At 60.3% G+C, this 18574-nt stretch carries 13 protein-coding genes; 7 read left to right on the top strand and 6 right to left on the bottom strand.

Annotation, left to right across the window (positions count from 1 at the left end; translation table 11 throughout):
* Positions 1-19 precede the first annotated feature (19 nt).
* The 6 genes from purH (at position 20) to Mal15_RS19845 (ending at position 7396) form a co-directional block, all read left to right on the top strand.
* Entirely contained in the window at positions 20-1588 is a 1569-nt protein-coding gene (gene purH / locus Mal15_RS19820; RefSeq protein ID WP_147869354.1) for a bifunctional phosphoribosylaminoimidazolecarboxamide formyltransferase/IMP cyclohydrolase, read from the top strand.
* Positions 1589-1750: 162 nt separating this feature from the next.
* Positions 1751-2527, top strand: a complete 777-nt coding sequence (trpC, locus tag Mal15_RS19825) for an indole-3-glycerol phosphate synthase TrpC (RefSeq protein ID WP_147869355.1) — start codon at positions 1751-1753, stop codon at positions 2525-2527.
* A complete protein-coding gene (locus Mal15_RS19830; RefSeq protein ID WP_147869356.1) occupies positions 2524-3813 on the top strand; it encodes a glycosyltransferase family 87 protein in 1290 nt (429 codons plus the stop codon). Before trpC ends, Mal15_RS19830 begins: the two co-directional genes overlap by 4 nt.
* A gap of 318 nt (positions 3814-4131) precedes the next feature.
* On the top strand, positions 4132-4974 hold the full coding sequence (locus Mal15_RS19835; RefSeq protein ID WP_147869357.1) for a glycosyltransferase: 843 nt from the start codon (positions 4132-4134) through the stop codon (positions 4972-4974).
* Positions 4975-4977: 3 nt separating this feature from the next.
* A complete protein-coding gene (locus Mal15_RS19840) occupies positions 4978-6381 on the top strand; it encodes an NAD(P)/FAD-dependent oxidoreductase (protein ID WP_233902904.1) in 1404 nt (467 codons plus the stop codon).
* A gap of 289 nt (positions 6382-6670) precedes the next feature.
* Positions 6671-7396, top strand: a complete 726-nt coding sequence (locus Mal15_RS19845) for an FKBP-type peptidyl-prolyl cis-trans isomerase (RefSeq protein ID WP_261344511.1) — start codon at positions 6671-6673, stop codon at positions 7394-7396.
* 326 nt (positions 7397-7722) lie between these two features.
* On the opposite strand, the gene Mal15_RS19850 is transcribed toward Mal15_RS19845, so the two are convergent.
* Complete coding sequence (locus Mal15_RS19850) at positions 7723-8343, bottom strand: hypothetical protein (RefSeq protein ID WP_233902905.1); 621 nt, start codon at positions 8341-8343, stop codon at positions 7723-7725.
* Positions 8344-8381: 38 nt separating this feature from the next.
* On the opposite strand from Mal15_RS19850, the gene bioB reads away from it, so the two are divergent.
* Positions 8382-9434, top strand: a complete 1053-nt coding sequence (gene bioB, locus Mal15_RS19855; protein ID WP_147869358.1) for a biotin synthase BioB — start codon at positions 8382-8384, stop codon at positions 9432-9434.
* Positions 9435-9682: 248 nt separating this feature from the next.
* Here bioB and Mal15_RS19860 read toward each other — a convergent pair whose 3' ends face one another.
* From Mal15_RS19860 to Mal15_RS19880, 5 genes are all read right to left on the bottom strand, one after another.
* On the bottom strand, positions 9683-11209 hold the full coding sequence (locus tag Mal15_RS19860) for a sialate O-acetylesterase (RefSeq protein WP_147869359.1): 1527 nt from the start codon (positions 11207-11209) through the stop codon (positions 9683-9685).
* 306 nt (positions 11210-11515) lie between these two features.
* A complete protein-coding gene (locus Mal15_RS19865) occupies positions 11516-13678 on the bottom strand; it encodes a multiheme c-type cytochrome (RefSeq protein WP_233902906.1) in 2163 nt (720 codons plus the stop codon).
* 42 nt (positions 13679-13720) lie between these two features.
* Positions 13721-14986, bottom strand: a complete 1266-nt coding sequence (locus Mal15_RS19870) for a DUF1573 domain-containing protein (RefSeq protein ID WP_147869360.1) — start codon at positions 14984-14986, stop codon at positions 13721-13723.
* 25 nt (positions 14987-15011) lie between these two features.
* The gene (locus Mal15_RS19875; protein WP_147869361.1) at positions 15012-17507 is read right to left on the bottom strand and encodes an O-antigen ligase family protein; all 2496 of its coding nucleotides are present in this window, start codon (positions 17505-17507) and stop codon (positions 15012-15014) included.
* Positions 17483-18562: an MraY family glycosyltransferase gene (locus tag Mal15_RS19880; RefSeq protein ID WP_147872251.1), complete on the bottom strand. Its 1080-nt coding sequence runs from the start codon at positions 18560-18562 to the stop codon at positions 17483-17485. The genes Mal15_RS19875 and Mal15_RS19880 overlap by 25 nt, the downstream gene beginning before the upstream one ends.
* Positions 18563-18574 lie beyond the last annotated feature (12 nt).

The following is an 18574-nucleotide window of genomic DNA, read 5'->3' on the forward strand; positions in this document are numbered from 1 at the left end:
CCCATTAGGCCTGCCCCCCGTGTCAAAAGTCACCCCAGTTCGAAACGCGCTCATCAGTGTCAGCGACAAGCTGGGTCTGGCCGATCTGGCGGCGGGCTTGCAGCGCGACGGTGTCACGATCTACAGCACCGGCGGCACGCGGCGGCACCTGGAACAATCGGGCATCGAGGTGCTGGATGTCGCCGATTACACCGGTTTTCCCGAAATGTTGGACGGTCGCGTCAAAACGCTGCACCCCAAGATCTTCGGCGGGATTCTGGCCATCCGCGATCGCGACGACCACATGGACGCGATCGACGACCACGACATCGTTCCGTTCGATTTAGTCGTCGTCAACTTGTACCCCTTCGCCGCGACCGCCTCCCGGGCTGGCGCCACATTCGATGAATGCGTCGAACAAATCGACATCGGGGGGCCCAGTCTGGTCCGTGCGGCTGCCAAGAACCATCGCGACGTCGCCGTCGCGACCAGCCCCGAACAGTACGGCGAACTGCTGGAACAGCTCGACGCCGGCGGCACGACGCTGGAATTGAGAAAGCAATTGGCCGCCGACGCATTCGACCACACCGCGGCCTACGATCGCGCGATCGCCGACTACATGCGTGGTGACAGCATCGCCGGTGAATTCCCTTCGTCGATGCACTTGGCGTTGCGTCGCAAAACCCAATTGCGATACGGCGAAAACCCGCACCAGCGAGCGGCGTTGTATTCCGACCCGACCGTCCGCAGTGCCAATCTGGTTTCGGCGCGACAGATCAGCGGCAAAGAACTCTCCTACAACAACCTGCTGGACCTGGACTCGGCACTGGATATCGTCCGCGGTCTGTCCAACCCGGCCGTGTCGGTGATCAAGCACAACAACCCCTGCGGTGCCGCCAGCGACGCCAAACTCGCCAACGCCTGTCGCAAAGCCCTCGCCGGCGATCCGTTGAGCGCATTCGGATCGGTGCTGGGATTCAACAAGACGGTCGACATGGCGACGGCCGAATTGCTGTGCGAACCGGGGTTGTTCATCGAGGCCATCGTTGCACCGGATTTCGAAGCCGGCGCGGTCGGATTGCTGACCACGCGTCCCCGCTGGCGCGAGAACGTCCGGCTGATGCAAGTCGGCATCCTGGACGATCCGCCGCCGTCGATTCAACGTCGGTTCATCAGCGGCGGGATGTTGGTGCAGGACGCGGACCGATTGACCAGCCCGCGCGTGCAGTGGGAAACCCCGACGCAAACCAAGGTCGACGACGACCTTTGGGATGACCTGGTGTTCGGCTGGGAAATGGTCCGTCACGTCAAAAGCAACGCCATCGTGTTGGCCAAAGACACCTCGTTGGTCGGCGTCGGGGCGGGGCAGATGAGCCGTGTCGACAGCGTCGAGATCTCGATCGAAAAAGCAGGCGATCGGGCCAAGGGAGCGATCCTGGCCTCCGACGCATTCTTCCCCTTCCCCGATTCGATCGAAGCGGCCGCCGAAGCGGGAATCGTCGCGATCATTCAACCCGGTGGCTCGCGACGCGACAACGAAGTCATCGAAGCCTGCGACCAACATGATTTGCCGATGGTGTTGACCGGGCGACGGCACTTCAAACATTAATCGCAATCACGGGGCCGTGCCGCGAGCGCACGGACTAAGCTGTTGGCGTACGACGTCCTTTCGAGGTCGTCGTGGGGAGCCCGACGGACGACGCCCCGGACGGGCCATCGTGCTTGATCCTGGACACCAACGACGACTGGGCAGACACACTGGTTTTTCGCAATGACGATCCTAGACGACATACTGGTCAAAACTCGCGAAACGATCGCGCGCGACAAGGCCGTCGTCCCGGCGTCCGAACTGGAAGCCCAGCTTTCCGCCCTGCCGCCCTGCCGTGACTTTCACGCCGCGCTCGCCGCCGGTGAACGCGTCAACTTGATCGCCGAAGTCAAACGCGCCAGCCCCTCGGCGGGTCTGATCCGCGCGGACTTTGACCCGGTCAACATCGCCAAGTGCTATGTCGACGGCGGAGCCGCCTGCATCAGCGTGTTGACCGACCAGCCGTTCTTTCAAGGATCACTGGACTACTTGCGCGATATCCGCGCCGCGGTCGACATCCCGATCTTGCGCAAGGACTTTATCGTCGATCGGTACCAGTTGCTTCAGGCGCGTCATGCGGGGGCGGATTGCGTGTTGCTGATCGCCGAATGTTTGCCCCCGGATGAACTGAAACAGCTGCACGATTTCGCGGTTGAATTGGGGATGCAGACGTTGATCGAGCTGTTCGACCCCGAGAACCTGGAAGCCGTCTTGGCCACCGGAACCAAACTGGTCGGAGTCAACAATCGTGACCTGCGGACGTTTAAAACAACGCTCCAGCACACCTTGAATCTTTGCCCGTCGATTCCTCCGGACCGCTTGATCGTCGGTGAAAGCGGCATTCGTGAACACGCGGACCTGGTGCGATTGGCCGGCGGCGGAGTCAAAGCCGTGCTGGTCGGCGAATCGTTGATGAGAAAAGACGACATCACCGCGGCGGTAAGAGAGTTGTTGGGATGACCGACCACGGCAAACGCCTTGCGATCACTGTCATCGTCTGTTTGCTGTTTTGTCTCGGCGTCGCCCTGACCGCGATCCGTACCGTCTCGCGCTATCAAACTCCCGGGTCACGCGATCTTTCCACCCAGGGGATGTGCGACTTTCACAACGGGCTGTACTTCCCCGCCACAGCGTTGTTGGCCGGCAAAAGCCCGTACGGTCAACAGTACGCCGACGAGTACCCGGTCTCACGTCAGATCCCATTCTTTTCGCCGATCATTCTGGTCCTGCACGCGCCCCTGACGTTCCTGCCGCTGCCGGTCGCGGATGTTGTGTTCTTTTCGATTTCGGTGACGCTTGTGGTGGTGCTGGCGATGTTGTCCGCCCACGCCGCCGGAGTCGGCCGCAGCGTGGGTTGGATCGCCGGGATTGCCGCCGCGATCGTGTTCTCGCGCAGCGGACACATCTCGCTGTACAACGGCTACTTCACGATCGAGCTGGCGCTGGCGACGATAGCCGCGGTCCACTTTGCCCGACGCCGTCCGCTGGTCGCTGCGCTGGCGTTGGCGATTGTTTCGGCAAAGCCGACCTTCATCTTGCCGCTCGGTTTCCTGATGTTGGCTCGTGGCAACTTCAAAGCACTGTTGATCGGAGCGGTGATCAGCGTGATCGGGGCGGGGCTGCCGATGTCCTACCTGGCGTACCACGAAGGGATTCGTGAGACCGGTTCGGTCGACATGGCGGCGGGATTCGAAAAGATTGTCGACGACATCGCGACCGCCCAAGAAATCCACATGAACACTCACGGCGAATCGCCCCTGGAATCCTGGACCCGATTGGATGCCCTGGCGACGATTTGTAAATGGACGGGCGGCGATCCCGGGTCGGCCGTTCAATTGGCGGCCATGATGTTGATTCTCGCCTGGCCGATGTGGATTCTGTTTCAACGACGACGAAGCGGTTTGGACGATGGCGTCGCCGGCGGAACGGGTTGCCTGATCGTGGTCGCGACACTGACCAGTTTGTACCACCAGTCTTACGATGCGTTGGTTGTCGTCGCGCCGATCCTGGGTCTGCTTTTGGCATGCACCGACTTTTGGAAATCGGTTTCACCGTCAACGCGAGGTGTGCTGGGCGCCCTGATGGTCTTTCCGGCGTTCAACTACCTTTCGACCCGAAGTTTCCTGTCGCGTCTGGATCTGGGCGACCTGGGTTGCAGCGTGATCACCAGCCTGAGTGGTGTGGCGTTGATGGTCGCCTTGGTGATGACCTGTGTGTTGCTCACCAAGAAAACGGATCAGGTATGAAAGGCACGGGCAGAAGCGTTGGTGTCTAGCCTTTAGGCGACTCCCCCGCCGCTGCTACGCAGCGTGAACGGGCGGCTAAAGCCTGAACACCAGCGATTGCTGCGTTCCTTTTGAGTGAAGCCCGTGCCGTTCGTCCCTGAGCCTCTCTTTACCTGCGACATCCGGTGATCGATCGCTTTGCAGTGATAATCCGAACCATCGGATTGATTTACCTGACCAAATCAATGCAAACCGCTTGCCACCCCCCCGAACGCATTTAAACTGCGTCCATTCTCCATGACTTCCCCACGCAGGCCTTTTGCAGCAGTCATTCTCCCAATGGACCCAACTCCTCACGGTGACGTCAAACCGCAGGTTCCCCCATCGGCCGCTCCGCTGGAAACGACCGCTCACGACGCACGCGGCCCGCGATTCCGACCGGCAAAGGTTTTCCTGGCCCTTCCCGCGTACAACGAGCAGGAAGCCCTGCCGGAGTTGTTGGAGCGGATCGGCGAGGCGTTTGCCGACAATCTGCTGCCTTACGAAGTCGTCGTGGTCGATGACGGCAGCACCGATGACACCGCACAAATCGCGTCCCAACTGTCCTTCCAAATGCCCTTGCATCTGGTTCAGCATGCTCAAAATCAAGGGCTGGGAATCACCATTCGCGATGCCCTGCGTGAAGCCGTCGATCGTGCCGGTGAACGCGACATCATCGTCACCATGGATGCCGACAACACGCACCCGCCGGGGCTGATCGACCGAATGGTCCAGATGATCCACGAAGGCTGCGACGTCGTGATCGCTTCCCGATTCGAATCGGGCGGTTGCGCGGTCGGGGTTCCGATCGAACGCCACTTCCTGTCGGTCGGCGCGCGGCTGCTGTTTACCCTCCTGTTTCCCACCCGCGGCGTCCGCGATTACACCTCCGGCTTTCGCGCCTATCGGGCGTCGGTCATTCGCCAAGGCTTTGCCGATCACGGCGATGCGTTCGTCGGCGAAACGGGTTTCTCCTGCATGGCTGACATCTTGCTGAAACTGCGAAAACAAGGCGCGCTGTTCGGCGAAGCCCCGCTGCGTTTGCGATACGACCGCAAAGGCGGGGCGAGCAAGATGCAAGTCTTCAAAACGATTTGGTTGACGCTGAAACTGCTCTCGCGTCACCGACTGGGAGGCAAATAAATCGTGCCGGATGATCGCGAGCACGCACAAGGCAAACCGCGATGGCTGGTCATCGGCGGTGGGGTCATGGGCCTGAAGATCGCCGACGAATTGGCCGCCAAGGGCCAGGACGTGACGATCGCCGAAGCGGCCCCCACGTTCGGCGGCTTGACCAGCGCCTGGAAACTCGGTGACGTCACCTGGGATCGCTTCTACCATGTCACCTTGCTCAGCGATTCGGTGCTGCGTCGCCAATTGGAATCATTGGGTCTGGAGCGTGAGCTGCAATGGGTCGAAACCAAGACGGGGTTCTACGCCGGCGGCAAATTGATGTCGATGAGCAACACGTTGGAGTTCCTGCGATTTCCACCACTGTCGATGCTGCAACGCATCCGGCTGGGCGGCACCATCTTTCTGGCGTCCAAGATTCGCGACTTCCGCAAGATGGAACAACAGTCGGTGGAAACCTGGCTGCGGCGTTGGTCCGGAAAAGGAGCGTTTGAAAAAGTTTGGCTGCCGCTGCTAAAGGCGAAACTGGGCGACGCCTATCGCCAAACGTCCGCCGCGTTCATCTGGGCCCACACCCAACGGATGTACAAGGCACGTCGAAGCGGTGCCAAGAAAGAGATGTTCGGCTACGTCCCCGGCGGCTATGCCAGAATCTTGGACGTGTGGACAAAACAGCTGTCCGATCGCGGCGTCCGCTTGCTGTGCGGCCACGGCGTCAACAGTGTTCGCAAGACCGATGATTCCGCGGTCGGCCGTTTGGAAGTCGACTTCGGCGAAGGCCGCGTGGAAACCTTTGACAACGTCGTTTCCACCATCGCATCGCCCTTGATCGCCGATCAATGCGACCAGTTGCGGGAGGATGAAAAATCAAGGCTGCGGGCGATCAAGTACCTGGGTGTTGTCTGCGCATCGATGCTGCTGAAGAATCCGATCAGTCCCTATTACGTCACCAACATCACCGACACCTGGGTGCCGCTGACCGGTGTGATCGAGATGTCGACGATCGTCGATTCAAAATCACAGTTGGGCGGTCATCATCTGGTCTATTTGCCCAAGTACATGGCCGACGACCATCCCGATCTGGCCGAACCGGATGAGGACTACAAGCAACGTTGTTTGGAAACGCTTGAGAAGATGTACGACCACTTCTCGCGAGAGGACGTGTTGGAATTCAAGGTCGCACGGGCAAAGTACGTCGCCGCCCTGTCGACGATCGACTACAGCACTCGATTGCCGCCGGTCGTGACCAGCGTGCCGGGTTTTTATGCCCTGAATTCGGCCCACATTCTCGAAGGCAATCTGAACGTCAACGAAACCCTGCTGTTGGGTGAGCAGAAACTCCGCGACGAGGTCTGGCCCGACTTCCTGTCCCGCGGCGGTCCGGCCCAAACCATGAAGACGGTTGGCGCCCACGGATAGCAGCGCGAACCCACGGATCCCCGACGGTACAACATCCATCGGTGCACACCGCCATCCGCGGCCCCTGCCTCCCCCCACACCTCGTTCGCGTGGTCCGCCTCGTTCCAAGGCGGGAGCCTTGGAACGAGGCGGTACGGCAGGGAGGTGGAACGGAAATCCCCACCCCGGTCCGTTACGTCTGGGACGGATCCTGTTATCATTTCCCCCTCAAAGGGCTTCACCTTGGAGCCCACTTCCGTTTCTTCCCTCGTGATGAACGGCGATTGCTTCCACTTATAGGACACTCCCAATGTATCGTTGCCTGCTGGTGATCACCGCCGTCTCAATGATGACGCTGATGACCAACGCACAAGACCAAACCGCCGCCGATGCTTCCGGTGGCAATCTCGCCAAGGAGAACCCGATCGGCTACTTCCTAGGCATTTCCATGGGCCAACAAATGCGGAATCAAGGCCTGCAGGCCGATGACTTCGACCCGCAGGCGTTTGCAGCCGGCGTAACGGATGCACTGGAGCAAAATGAACTTCAACTCTCCAACGAGGAATTGCTGGGTGTCCAACAGCAGCTGCAAGCCTTGCTGAATCAACGCCATCAAGAAATGGCGGCTGCGATTCAAGAGAAAGCCAAGGCCAATAGAGCGAAGGGCCAACAATGGCTGGAAGCCAATCTGAAAAAGGACGGCGTGAAAGAGCTCACCGGAGGTCTGCAATACAAGGTCATCGAGTCTGGTGAAGGTGGAACCCCCAGCCAAAGTGATACCGTCCGCGTGCACTACACCGGCACACTGATCAACGGCGACGTATTTGACAGCAGCGTCAAGCGTGGTGAGCCGGCTGAATTTGTCGTTGGCGGCGTGATCAAGGGCTGGCAAATGGCACTTCAGAAAATGAAGGTCGGGGACAAGTGGATGCTGTATATCCCGCCGGAACTGGCCTACGGCGACCGTGGCAGCCCGGGTGCGATCGGCCCCAACGAAGTGCTCGTGTTCGAAGTCGAACTGCTGGAAATCCTGTAGCGCGACACCGTTGCCCTGAACAAGGTCGTGCACAGTCACGCCTCGTTCCCGGGCTCCATCGCGTCTCGCCGCGCCTCGTTCCCAGGCTCCGCCTCGGCTGTGCAAATTCGTTCGATTCGTTCGCGTTTTCGTTCGTAGGATTTTGGTGTTTCGATTTCGCTAAACCCTGTTGGGATCAGCCGTTTGGCGCCAGCCTACGGGCCTCTATCGACGCTGAGGCCCGAACGCTTGCGCGTATCAGCTGATGTCACTCGTGTTGCGTCACCCGTTGGCTGCTGTGACAGCCCGTTCCACGGCAGAGCCTCGGCACGAGGCCGTCATCCGCCTTACACACCGCACCCGCTGCAACCGGCACACGCGCCGCCGCTGCTTCCGCAACCGCCCGTGGTCCCACACTCCGGGCCACAGCCCTCGGTCAGCAGCTCCGCCAGATGATTGGTGCGAACGATCGACTCGTATTCTCCGGCAATCTCATCGGCGATCCGCTGGGCGTCGGCGGTCACCTCGCCCAAAAAATGCATCCTCAGCGTGCCGCCGTCCAGCAGCTGATCGACGTCCAACAGGAGCGCGTCACAACCCGACCGGCTCAGACGTTCCCGACAGGTTTCCATCGCCTGCCCCTTGTACCGCTCCAGCCGGGCCACCAGCAGTTCGTCCGAATCCGTCGTCGGCCGCACGATCCGATACCCTGGGGGCTCGCCGGCGTCTGCCCCGTCAGCCCTTCGCCGCTGAGAAATCACCTCCGCGACCTCGATTCCCCGCGGCGATCGCACCACCACGCGGCGTCCACGCGGGACCGGTGCCAACGCCGAAGCGAGCCGAATTTCCCCTAAAACACCGATTCGTACAAAATAGTGGATCAAAGCGATCCCAAGCCAATGTGTGCGATTGAGTCGTCCCGGCTTGCCGACAAGCCGATTCCATAAGAACATAGTGACCGATTGCACCTTTCGAAGCAAACCGATTCCGACCGAATAGAACCGATATGGCGACCGACCTGACCACCCCCGGCACCAGTGCCCCCGCCGGATCCAGTGCCCCACCGAGCACCTCCGCAGTTCCATTTGATGCCTGGGCGGATCGAATCCTCGACGGAGGAGAATTGACGCGGGATGAAGCCAAACAGATCTTGGAATCGCCCGACGACGACCTGCTCCGCTTACTCTCCGCCGGGTTCCGATTGCGACAGCAGCACTTCGGCAAAACCGTTCAGCTGTACTTTCTGATGAACGCCAAGAGCGGATTGTGCCCCGAGGACTGTCACTATTGCAGCCAGTCGAAAATCTCCGAAGCGCCGGTCCCCAAGTACAACATCCTGAAACGCGACGCACTGATGGACGCCGCGAAGGTGGCGGCCGAGCGAGGTGCCAAAACCTATTGCTTGGTGATTTCCGCACGGGGGCCGAACGAGCGTGAGATGAAGGCGGTCGAAGAGATCGTTCCGGAAATCAAAAAGCAATACGGCCTGGACATCTGCGCCTGCCTGGGATTGCTGTCCAAAGAGCAGGCCGATCGTTTGAAGGCTTGTGGCGTCGACCGTGTGAACCACAACCTGAACACGGGTGAAGAGTACTACGCGGAGATCTGCACGACGCACACATACGCCGATCGTGTTCAAACCTTGCGGCACGTCCGCGACGCCGGCATGGAGATGTGCAGCGGCGGGATCATCGGGATGGGCGAAACCTATGACGACATCATTTCGATGGCGTTCGATCTGAAGGAGTTGGGGGTCCAGTCGATTCCGCTGAACTTCTTGAATTCGATCGATGGCACGCCGTTGGAGGGCAAGAAAGACCTTAGCCCCCAAGACTGCTTGCGGGCGTTGGCCATGTTCCGTTTCGTCAATCCGAGCCGCGAGCTACGGATTTCCGGAGGACGCGAAATCCACCTGCGGACCTTGCAACCGCTGGGGCTGTATGTCGCCAACAGCGTCTTCGTCGGCGACTACTTGACCACCAAGGGCCAGGCCCCCGACGAAGACTATCAAATGATCAAAGACCTCGGATTCGAAGTCACCACCTCGGTGGGTGAGTAGCGCACGTTGGTGTCTAGCCTTCAGGCGATTCATCGGGTAGGCCGATCGTTTGTACGATGGCCCTTCCGGGCCGTCGCCCGCTGGGCTCGGCGCGACGACCTAGAAAGGACGTCGTACCCTCAAGCCGCTGCCCGATTGTACGATGGCCCTTCCGGGCCGTCGCCCGGTCGTCTTCGACGACCGGACTGCGCTGACGAGACTACGTCGAATCGACGGCCCGGAAGGGCCGTCGTACCTGTGTCACGCGACTACTTGGCATCCGCGGTGACACCTTTCCAATCGTCGGTTCGGAACGGCGTCATCGGAAGCCCTTCTTTACTCTGCACGTTGCACACCGGGTTATCCGCCCAGGCATAACGCACCGCGACGGGATCGTTGACGGCGTCGCTGCTGACTTCGATCGTCGTCTTGCCGGTGATCTTGGCGTCCGCGGCGACAAATTTCTTGTCGGCCCCGGCGATGGTGAACCCGAGCGGCGTAGGGACATCGAACGTGTCCAAACCGCCGCCGACATGATCAAACTCCAGCACGATCTTTCCATCCTTTGCACTCATCGACTTGTATGTCGGACTGCGATAGGGGATGTCATAACCGTAGTCATTGGCGAGCGCCCAACGAGCCAATCGCTTGCCGACGTCTTGTTTGTTCTTGGGATGGATATCCGACGCCTCGCCCAAGTTCAAAATCACTGCTTCGCCGGTGTTGGGCAACTTGTCCATCGTCATCGTTTGGGCTTCGCGAAGCTCAGCCCAATCGCTGTCACTCGGCTGTGAAGCCTCCGTCTTATAATCGGCCAACTGAACCCAGTAGAACGGAAACTCGTCCTGGCCCCACTCCTCGCGCCAGTTTTGAATCATGGTCGGAAACAGGTCGCGATACTGATACGCCCGGCCGGCGTTGCTTTCGCCTTGGTACCAGACGACGCCGCGGATGGTGTATCCGATGATCGGATAGAGCACACCGTTGTAAAGGTTTGCCGGTCGATGCTGTCCGACCAGCGGGTTTCGCGGTGCACCTGGCCGATTGCCCTTGCCCGATTCCTTCCATGCAGCCAATCGTTCGTTGTACTTGGCCAGCGCGGCATCGTGATCATAAGTCGATTCGGTTTCACGCCAGCGAGCCAACAACTCGTCGAACGCTCCCGATTCTTTCAGCACGTCGCGGTTGACCCACGCCTCGGCCGCAGAACCGCCCCAGGCGTTGTCGATCAGTCCGATCGGAATGTCCAGGGTTTGATGAAGTTGGCGGCCGAAGAAGTAGCCGACCGCGGAAAACTGTTTGACCGTCTCCGGGGTACAACTTTGCCACTGGCCGTCAAAACTGGTTTGGGGCTCTTGCGTCCCGACGCGAGGCACGGTGATCAGACGCAGATTGGGGAAGTTGGCGGCCAAGGCTTCCAAGTCGGCGTCGTTGGATTGTTCGACGGCCCACTGCATGTTGGATTGTCCGCTGCACACCCAAACTTCGCCGATCAACACGTCGCCAAACGACAGCGTCTCGCCGTCGCTTTCAATCTTCATCGTGTGCGGTCCGCCGGCTTCCAGCGCCGGCAGCTGCGCATCGAAACGTCCGTCCGAACCACTTTTGACCGTCACGGCATGACCGGCCAGCGAAACCTGAACACTGCGATCCGGTGCGGCCCAACCCCAAACATGAATCGGTTTCTCACGCTGCAATACCATCGAGTCGCCGAACACGGCGCTGGTGCGAATCTCCGCCAAGCAAACGGGGGCTGCGGCAAGCAACATCAAACAGGCGAACAACAACTTTTTCATCAAGGGACTCCGGGGGGGCAAAAGGTGGGAAGCAGAGAGAAGGAGTTTTGGCGTCCTTCAAAACTTGCCCGGCATGATAATCGAAGTCGGCGTGCCGCGGGGTGAGAGCGGGACGCGTTACGGCCTGCTGATCTAAGCAGCCGCACGAAGCTAGCCGCGGTTCTCGCCGCCACCAAACCGGGGCTAACGCCCATCGGCTGATCGAGAGAATACTCGTTTCGACTAAATCGACAGGCCGGTCAGCGCGCTGCGGCACGTAGCCCCTCGCTCACGCGTCGGGCTAGCATAGGCGCCCGCGACACGTACCTAATCCAACCCGTAGTGCTCGACCTCGGGCCAGTAGACGTCTTCGAAGGCGCCGTCGTCATGAAAATCGGGGCTGTTGTCCAGGTCGTGGCACTCCATGCAATGCTCCTTTGCCTTTTCCAGCGGCAACTGCATCGCCAATCGAAGACTCTTCTTGCGTTCTTCGCTGACCCCCGAATTCTCGGCTTCGGCCGCCGCGTGGCTGGCGCCCGGGCCGTGACAGTTTTCACATCCGTTGCCCGTCAAATGCGATGACTGTTCCAGCGACAAGTAGCCCGATTCGTACGGATAGTAGTTTTGTGGGTTCCATCCGGTGACGTGGCAACTGAGACATTCGGGATCGAAATGGCGTGCGACGTCGCCACGACCTTCGGTCGGTTCGACGATGTGGGCGGTCGCTTCTGCGTGTCCCGAACCTTCCCAAATGTCAAACGCCGTCGTGTGGCACTTTCCACACGCTTCGCTACCGATGAACTTTTCGCCCGATGGATGCGGGATCGGTGACAATCCCAATCCGGACAACCCCAGTTGCTCGAGTTGTTGTTGATAGTCCGCCATCAACTTTCTCATTTCCGGCGCGTCTTTGAATTCATCGGTCAAAGGAACGCGAGCATACTTCATCGGCTGGTTTTGATACAAACCGACCAGCCCGACGAACATGCCCTTGTTGCCCGTCACGATCAACTTGGTCTTGCTGTCTTCGATCGATTGTGGCTGGTAGGTCGGTTCGCCATAGCCGCCGGAAACGACAATCAGATCAAACCCGGGGACGTCAGCCATCAACTTTTTGGCGACCTCTTCATCGCCGAAAAACGTTAACACTCGAAAGTTCGCTCCGGCGGAATCCATTTCCTTCAACACCGCTTCGGCCGACGCCTTGATCGGTTTCAACGTCACATCCGAACCCAGTGGTGCCTCCAGTGCATCGGGATCCAGGATCGACGTCAAACCGATGTTCCACTCGCCGCTTCGCACAATCTTGTGACTCGGCAACAGCGACGGATCCAGCAGCACCAGGTTGGCCGAAACGTACATCGCGTTCTCTGGCGAATCGGCGTAGGTGTGCGCGATCAAATCGGTCGGGCTCAGCCGCAGGTCATCGGGACCAAATCCCACCGCCTGGTACTTCATTTGGGTCAGCGCGCTCGACGACTTTTCGAACTTGATCGCCGCTTGCTGTCCGATCCGGCGGATCTGATTGCCGGCATCAACCGGTACCAGCGACCAGCCCATGTCGCGCAATTGGTTCATGAACGTGAACCGGCGCGCGACGCCACCTTTCTGCTTGTCCAACCCCGTGCATCCGCACGGTTCGATGTAGCCGTGTTGGTCCCCGGTGACGAACAACACCGCGTCGGGTGCCGGCCACTTGCGAAAATCTTCCGGCCCCTCCTGGGTCGCGACCAACCCGATCTCGGTCGCCGGATCGATCAACGCAGGTTTTCCGGGCACTTGTTCCTTCGCCGCGACGGCTTCCATCTCTGCCGCCTGGGCGGATTTGGCGTTTTCGATTTCGGCCGCAATCCGGGCCACCGGTGCGGATTTGGAATCATCGCGCCGTTGCATTCCTTCTCGAATCCCTTGCGGCGTGGGAATCAGTTCCGCCTTGACCTCCGGACGCGGCGGTGGCGTCGGAATGACTTCTACGGGACCAAGATCCGAAGCGCTCGGCCCCGCTTGGTTTTCGTCGACCACTTCGTCGTCGTACCCCGCCGGGACGGCGGGCAACGCGGGAGCCTGAACTAGCAAGATCCCGCTCTCGGATTGCTCGGATGTAGCTGCGGGCTGCCGCTGGGGATAGAATCCGCCGAAGGTCCATTCGATCGGTTTGCGCGACCGATTGGCAAAACTCGCCAATCGCGACTGACCCTTGGGGCGACCGGCCGCCTCGCGCCAGTGGATGGGGGCGTCGATCGGTGCGTCGATTCGCATCTCCGGCCGCAGCTCGCCTTGCGTGCGGGCGGCCATCGCGGCTTCGACCTCCGCCTGGATCGGGTAATCGATCGCCGTTAGGGGCTCGCGGTCACCGCATCCGCTGACGGTCAATAAACCGGCCGACAGGATCAATGCCTGGCCCAATGCAAGTCGCTTCAATGAAGTGGCGGCGCGGCGGAAACGGGGGAGCGACAACGGGGTCGGCAGGAAGTGGACTGTTTGTTTCACAACACCATCCGATGAATTGCCGCAGCCGGGCTGCGACGAAGGCTAGGGTCTCGGTTCGATCAAAACTTTTATCGCCACTTTCATGCGGCTTACCTTCGGATTATCGGACTCAATCCACAGCCAACCGAAGTCGTCTTTGTTCTTACCCAGCAAGTCGATCAACTCCTCGCCCGCCTTGAGCTTCAAAACGAGAGGGAAAAGCCTCGTTTGGCCGCGGCCGATCGGCTTGCCAAACTCTGCCTCAATTACGTCGCTTGGGTAAGTCTCCCCAATCGTAAGGTTTGTCGAGTCTTTCTCGCTACCCTTGAGTGCCACAAGACATTTTTTCTCAAGATCGTCATCGGCGTCCAACCGCCCCAACGTCCAGATGTACCCCCCACCGTCGGTGCTCTTCATCGCCGAAGACTCGAGGATGGTCAGCGGCCCCATCACTCGGCCGGCACATTCGGCCAACGCGACAAAGGTGTCTTCGCTCAACTCATCCGTTTGATTATCCGTCGTCGCCTCTTCCGACGCCCCCACCTTTTTGAAACTGACCTGCAAATTGGTCACCAGGGGTCCCTGGCGCAGTCCCGGCTTCACGTTGACTTTGACCAAGAATCCCTGCCTGGCGTTTTGGTGCGATCCATCCGCCTCGCTGACTTCAAATGGCTCAAATTCCACCTCAGATAATTCCGTCAATTCCTCGCTGCCAAACTTCGCCGACTGGGGAACGATGTCGGTGTCGTAATAGTTGTACAACTTGGTCGAAAACTCGAACGGCTCGGCGGCGAGCACTTCGCCAAAGGCGATTTGTTTGGGGTCGAATTCGATGTCACTGATCACCAACCCTTGGACCACCAATCGAATCGCCGGCCGCAGCGGGTCGTTGGTGCGCAGCTCCGCGGACTGCTCGAACGTGGTCTTGTCGCTCGAAACGGTCCATTCGAGTTCCACGGAAGTCGATTCGCCGGGTGCGAGTTGATTGTTGACCAGCGAACCAAGTGTACATTTGCACGTTGACGCACCGAGTTCCAACCGCAAGACGTCGTTGCCGACGTTCTTGACGATAAACTCGTGTGAGCCCTTGCTGCCCGGCGACATCGCCCCGAAATCGTGGACCGGCTTGCCGTCCAATTCCGCGCGGGCCGCCGAATCGCTGTGGTACTCCTTCAGCTTTGCCATCACGTTGTCGGCCGTCACGCTGCCGTCCATCGTGATCTCACCGAAATAAGCTTCCCGGTGTCCGTATTCCATGTAGTTCATCGTCCAGGCACAGGTGGTTCCGATGACAAACGACAGACCGAGCAGGAGCCAAAATTTATTCACGATCAAACCTATTCGACGAGATTCTCTATTCGGAGGTGTCGTTGCTACGGCCGGGGACCGGCTCTGGTTCGCCCGCCAACCCCGGTCGCTCGCGAAATCGATCCTTGATGGAACGGGAAACCGGTTGCCGGCGCGCGGGAGCCCCGATTTTCTCCGCGATTAGGATTTGCTGCAGCCCCAAATCACGGACGATATTGCCGCCCAATCCAGACAATTGTCGCGCCCGGTCGGCCAAAACCCCCGCTTTAGCCGTCTCGGACCGCTCATCGGCGATCACGGCCGCTTGCGCGACCAGCGACAAATCCGTCGGATTTTTCGCCAGAGCCTCGGAAACCAGCCGGTCGGCTGCTTCTAAATCCGCCGTTTGCCCGAAACATTGATACAGGTGCAAGTGCTGCTCGCCCGCGGCCCGCAACAGCATCGGATTCGCCCCTGCCCGGTCCAACGCGATCTGTAGCACCGCCTGCCACTGATTGCGAGCGCGGCGATCATTGCCGAGTTCGATCAATCGCCCTTTGAGAAACTCCGAGCGCCAACGCGGGGCTTCGGATCCCCAAGTATCGGCCTGGACCGCTCGTCGGCTTTCCGACTCGACGCGAGAAAGCATTCCCCGTCGCGCGGCATCTTCGGCACGCCGCAACGCGAGCTGCGATTGCTGAACAGGGATGATCGATTCGAATCGCAGGCACGCCAGCAAGACCACTCCGACGCCCAACGCCACCAGCGACGACTTCCCCCGCCGACTGCGTTCGAATTGGTTCGCGATCCCATCGATGCGTGTCGAATCGTTCGCCGGTCCCTGGCAGGCCCCGACGCAGCCGAGCGAGGCGACGGCCATCCAGATCACGATGGCCACCCCGGGAACCGTCCAGCCCCCCGAGACCAACAAGTGGGTCATCACCGCCAAAAGGATCGCGCCGGCAACCAGACGAATCAGCGGTTGCGTCGCAACCCGCAGGCAACGATGGGTCAGCCACCCGGTCGCGATCCCCGACGGCAACGCGATGACACTGGCCTGAAAATCCGGCCATTGGCCAGACAATAACGAAAACCCCCAGACGCCGCCCAGCGAGACCAGCGCCCCGTAGACCATCCACTGCGGACTGCCGAAGTGCGAGGCGGTGGATTCAAAGTCCGTGCCAGCAGCGACCTCAACCGCCCCACCACGTCGGCACGTCACCACGGCGGCGATCGCCACCAGCCCCAACAACAAGCCGCCGACCAGCCCGCCGGCCGCCAGCGTTTCAAATACAAAGTTGTGCGGATCGGCGATCGACTCGTTGGCCACCGGTAATCGGTACTGCAAGTACATCGCTTGAAACCCGCCCGGACCGGCTCCTAGCCAGGGATGATCCAACAACAGCAACGCGGTCGATTTCCAATATTGCAATCGAAACTCCAGTGACGCCGGCGCCGCGGCCATCCACTCGTCGTCACCCCACAACAGCAATGCGACCAACACCACGCCACCGACGAGCGCGGTGATCGAAACCGCAGTGGCCAGCGTCTTGAAGCGTTTGGCATCGGCCGATCGATTACCGCGGATCCAGATCCAAAGCCCCGCCGTCAAACACGCAACCAACGCACTGCGGCTGCGGGTGGCCAGCAGCGCTGCAACACCGATCAACGCGATCAACACCAATGTCATGCGAATCCAGCCCGTCTGGGCGCGGCCGATCGAGGCTTGCCCATCGACCTGCGTTGAAGACAGACTGTCACGCAACAACGCCAGCGGCACCAGTGCGGCGACCAACATCATCGCGGCCAACGAATTTGCCAAGGCGAACGTCGCCGTCGGGCCTCCGTCCAACAACCGGTTGGCAAACACCATCCGCGCGGCCGACCCCCGCGGCGCAACCACTCCGGCGGCGCGCAACACCGCCTCCGGGTCGGCCAGGTACTCGGCCCTGGTCTGGGGCAAACTGATCCATTCTTGATGCAACGCGTGAACGGCCATTGCCGTGGCGACCGCCGCTAACAACGAAAACAGCACCGCGCACATCGAAAGATCCGCCAACAGGCGTCGGGCTGCGGTCAAAACCGCCGCCGCGGCAATCCACACCCAAGCTTCGTTGGTCGCTTGCCGCAGGTTCCCCGGTGGACACGACGCCAACGCGGCCGCCATCATCCACACCGCCAACCCCCACACCAACACATCCAAAACCAACCCGTTTCCGATCAACGTGGACGCTGAAATCGGGGGTCTTCCCAGGTCAGAGGCCCCCGAATCGGAGCACCGCAACGCACGCACCATCGGCTCGGTCGCCAGCGTCAGCGTCCACACGATCAACGACAACGCGCAAAACCACAACGCGTCGCCGGATTCGACCAAGACGCTGTCACTGGGGTGATACGCGACGTAGACCACCAGCCCACCCAACGTGGCCGCGGCAAGTCGGCGACACCAGACGGCCCAAGCCGGAACAGCATCGCCGGCAACATCCCGTCGCGGCGGCAAGGACGCGTCTTGACCGGCAACCTCCGGTTTTCGCGGCTTCACTCGTTGCTTTGTTTTTGCCATCCGGTCGATTCCAGAATCACGACCAACAACAACATACAGGCCACGATCCCCAGCACCGCGACCGCTTGCAAGACACTGACGTGAACCAACAGCAGCGCCGCCAATCCGCAGGTCGCCGTGACCAGATGAATCGTCATCACGGCTTGCGTTCGGGACAGCCCCAAATCGACCAACCGATGCGAAAAATGGCTGCGATCGCCCACAAACACGCTGCGTCCTTCGCGAATCCGAATCCACAAGACCGTGGCCATGTCGTACATCGGGATCGCCATCACGCACAGCGGTGCGAGCACCGCGTGCGGACGCGGCGGGCTGGCGAACGTCGCCATCAACATCGAAACGGCGATCAGAAACCCGACCAAGTAGCTGCCCCCGTCACCCATAAAAATCTTTGCCGGCGGACGGTTGTGCCACAAAAAACCCAGCAACGATCCGGCGACCGACAACAGCAATCCGGCGACAAACAACTGCGGCTCGGTCGTTCCAGGGCTGGGCGTGGTCAACATCACCGCCGCCATCGCCCCGGCGATGATCGCCGCCACACCACCGCTGAGTGCATCCATGTTGTCCAACATGTTGAACGAATTGATGACCGCAACGATCCAGACGACGGACAAAATCTTGGTCAACCAGGCGGCTCCGATGAACGCCGTGAACCCGAACCCCAAGTAATAAACCACAAACGCCGCGACTGCGAATTCCACGCCCAGCCGCAACAGCACCGGCGCGCCGCGACGATCGTCCCAAATCCCCAACGCAAACAAGACCGTCGCCGAACCGAGCAACCACCACAGCTGAGCCAAACGCGATTGGATGCCTTCGAAATAACCCAAGACCGATTCAGGCAACACGCCCGCGACCATCGGCACACGGTCGGCGATCAAGACCAGGATGGTGCCCAGGGTCATCGGAACGATGATCCCCAACCAGATCCCGATGCCACCTCCCAACGGCGTCGCCTGGGTGTGCGTGCTGTGGCCGACCGGTTGGGCGACCAACCCCAGTCGCACGGCGTTGCGACGCACCGGGTACAGACTGACCAGACTGATCAACATCGGTGGAATCAC

Origin of the sequence: Stieleria maiorica (genome assembly GCF_008035925.1) — a bacterium.
GTDB lineage: Bacteria > Planctomycetota > Planctomycetia > Pirellulales > Pirellulaceae > Stieleria > Stieleria maiorica.

What these genes read in the sequence shown, in the direction of transcription:
- bioB (WP_147869358.1), top strand. Translation starts at nt 8,382, where the DNA reads ATGGCGACCGACCTGACCACCCCCGGCACCAGTGCCCCCGCCGGATCC.
- Mal15_RS19880 (WP_147872251.1), bottom strand. Translation starts at nt 18,562, where the DNA reads ATGTTGATCAGTCTGGTCAGTCTGTACCCGGTGCGTCGCAACGCCGTG.
- Mal15_RS19860 (WP_147869359.1), bottom strand. Translation starts at nt 11,209, where the DNA reads ATGAAAAAGTTGTTGTTCGCCTGTTTGATGTTGCTTGCCGCAGCCCCC.
- Mal15_RS19835 (WP_147869357.1), top strand. Translation starts at nt 4,132, where the DNA reads ATGGACCCAACTCCTCACGGTGACGTCAAACCGCAGGTTCCCCCATCG.
- Mal15_RS19830 (WP_147869356.1), top strand. Translation starts at nt 2,524, where the DNA reads ATGACCGACCACGGCAAACGCCTTGCGATCACTGTCATCGTCTGTTTG.
- Mal15_RS19875 (WP_147869361.1), bottom strand. Translation starts at nt 17,507, where the DNA reads ATGGCAAAAACAAAGCAACGAGTGAAGCCGCGAAAACCGGAGGTTGCC.
- trpC (WP_147869355.1), top strand. Translation starts at nt 1,751, where the DNA reads ATGACGATCCTAGACGACATACTGGTCAAAACTCGCGAAACGATCGCG.
- Mal15_RS19845 (WP_261344511.1), top strand. Translation starts at nt 6,671, where the DNA reads ATGTATCGTTGCCTGCTGGTGATCACCGCCGTCTCAATGATGACGCTG.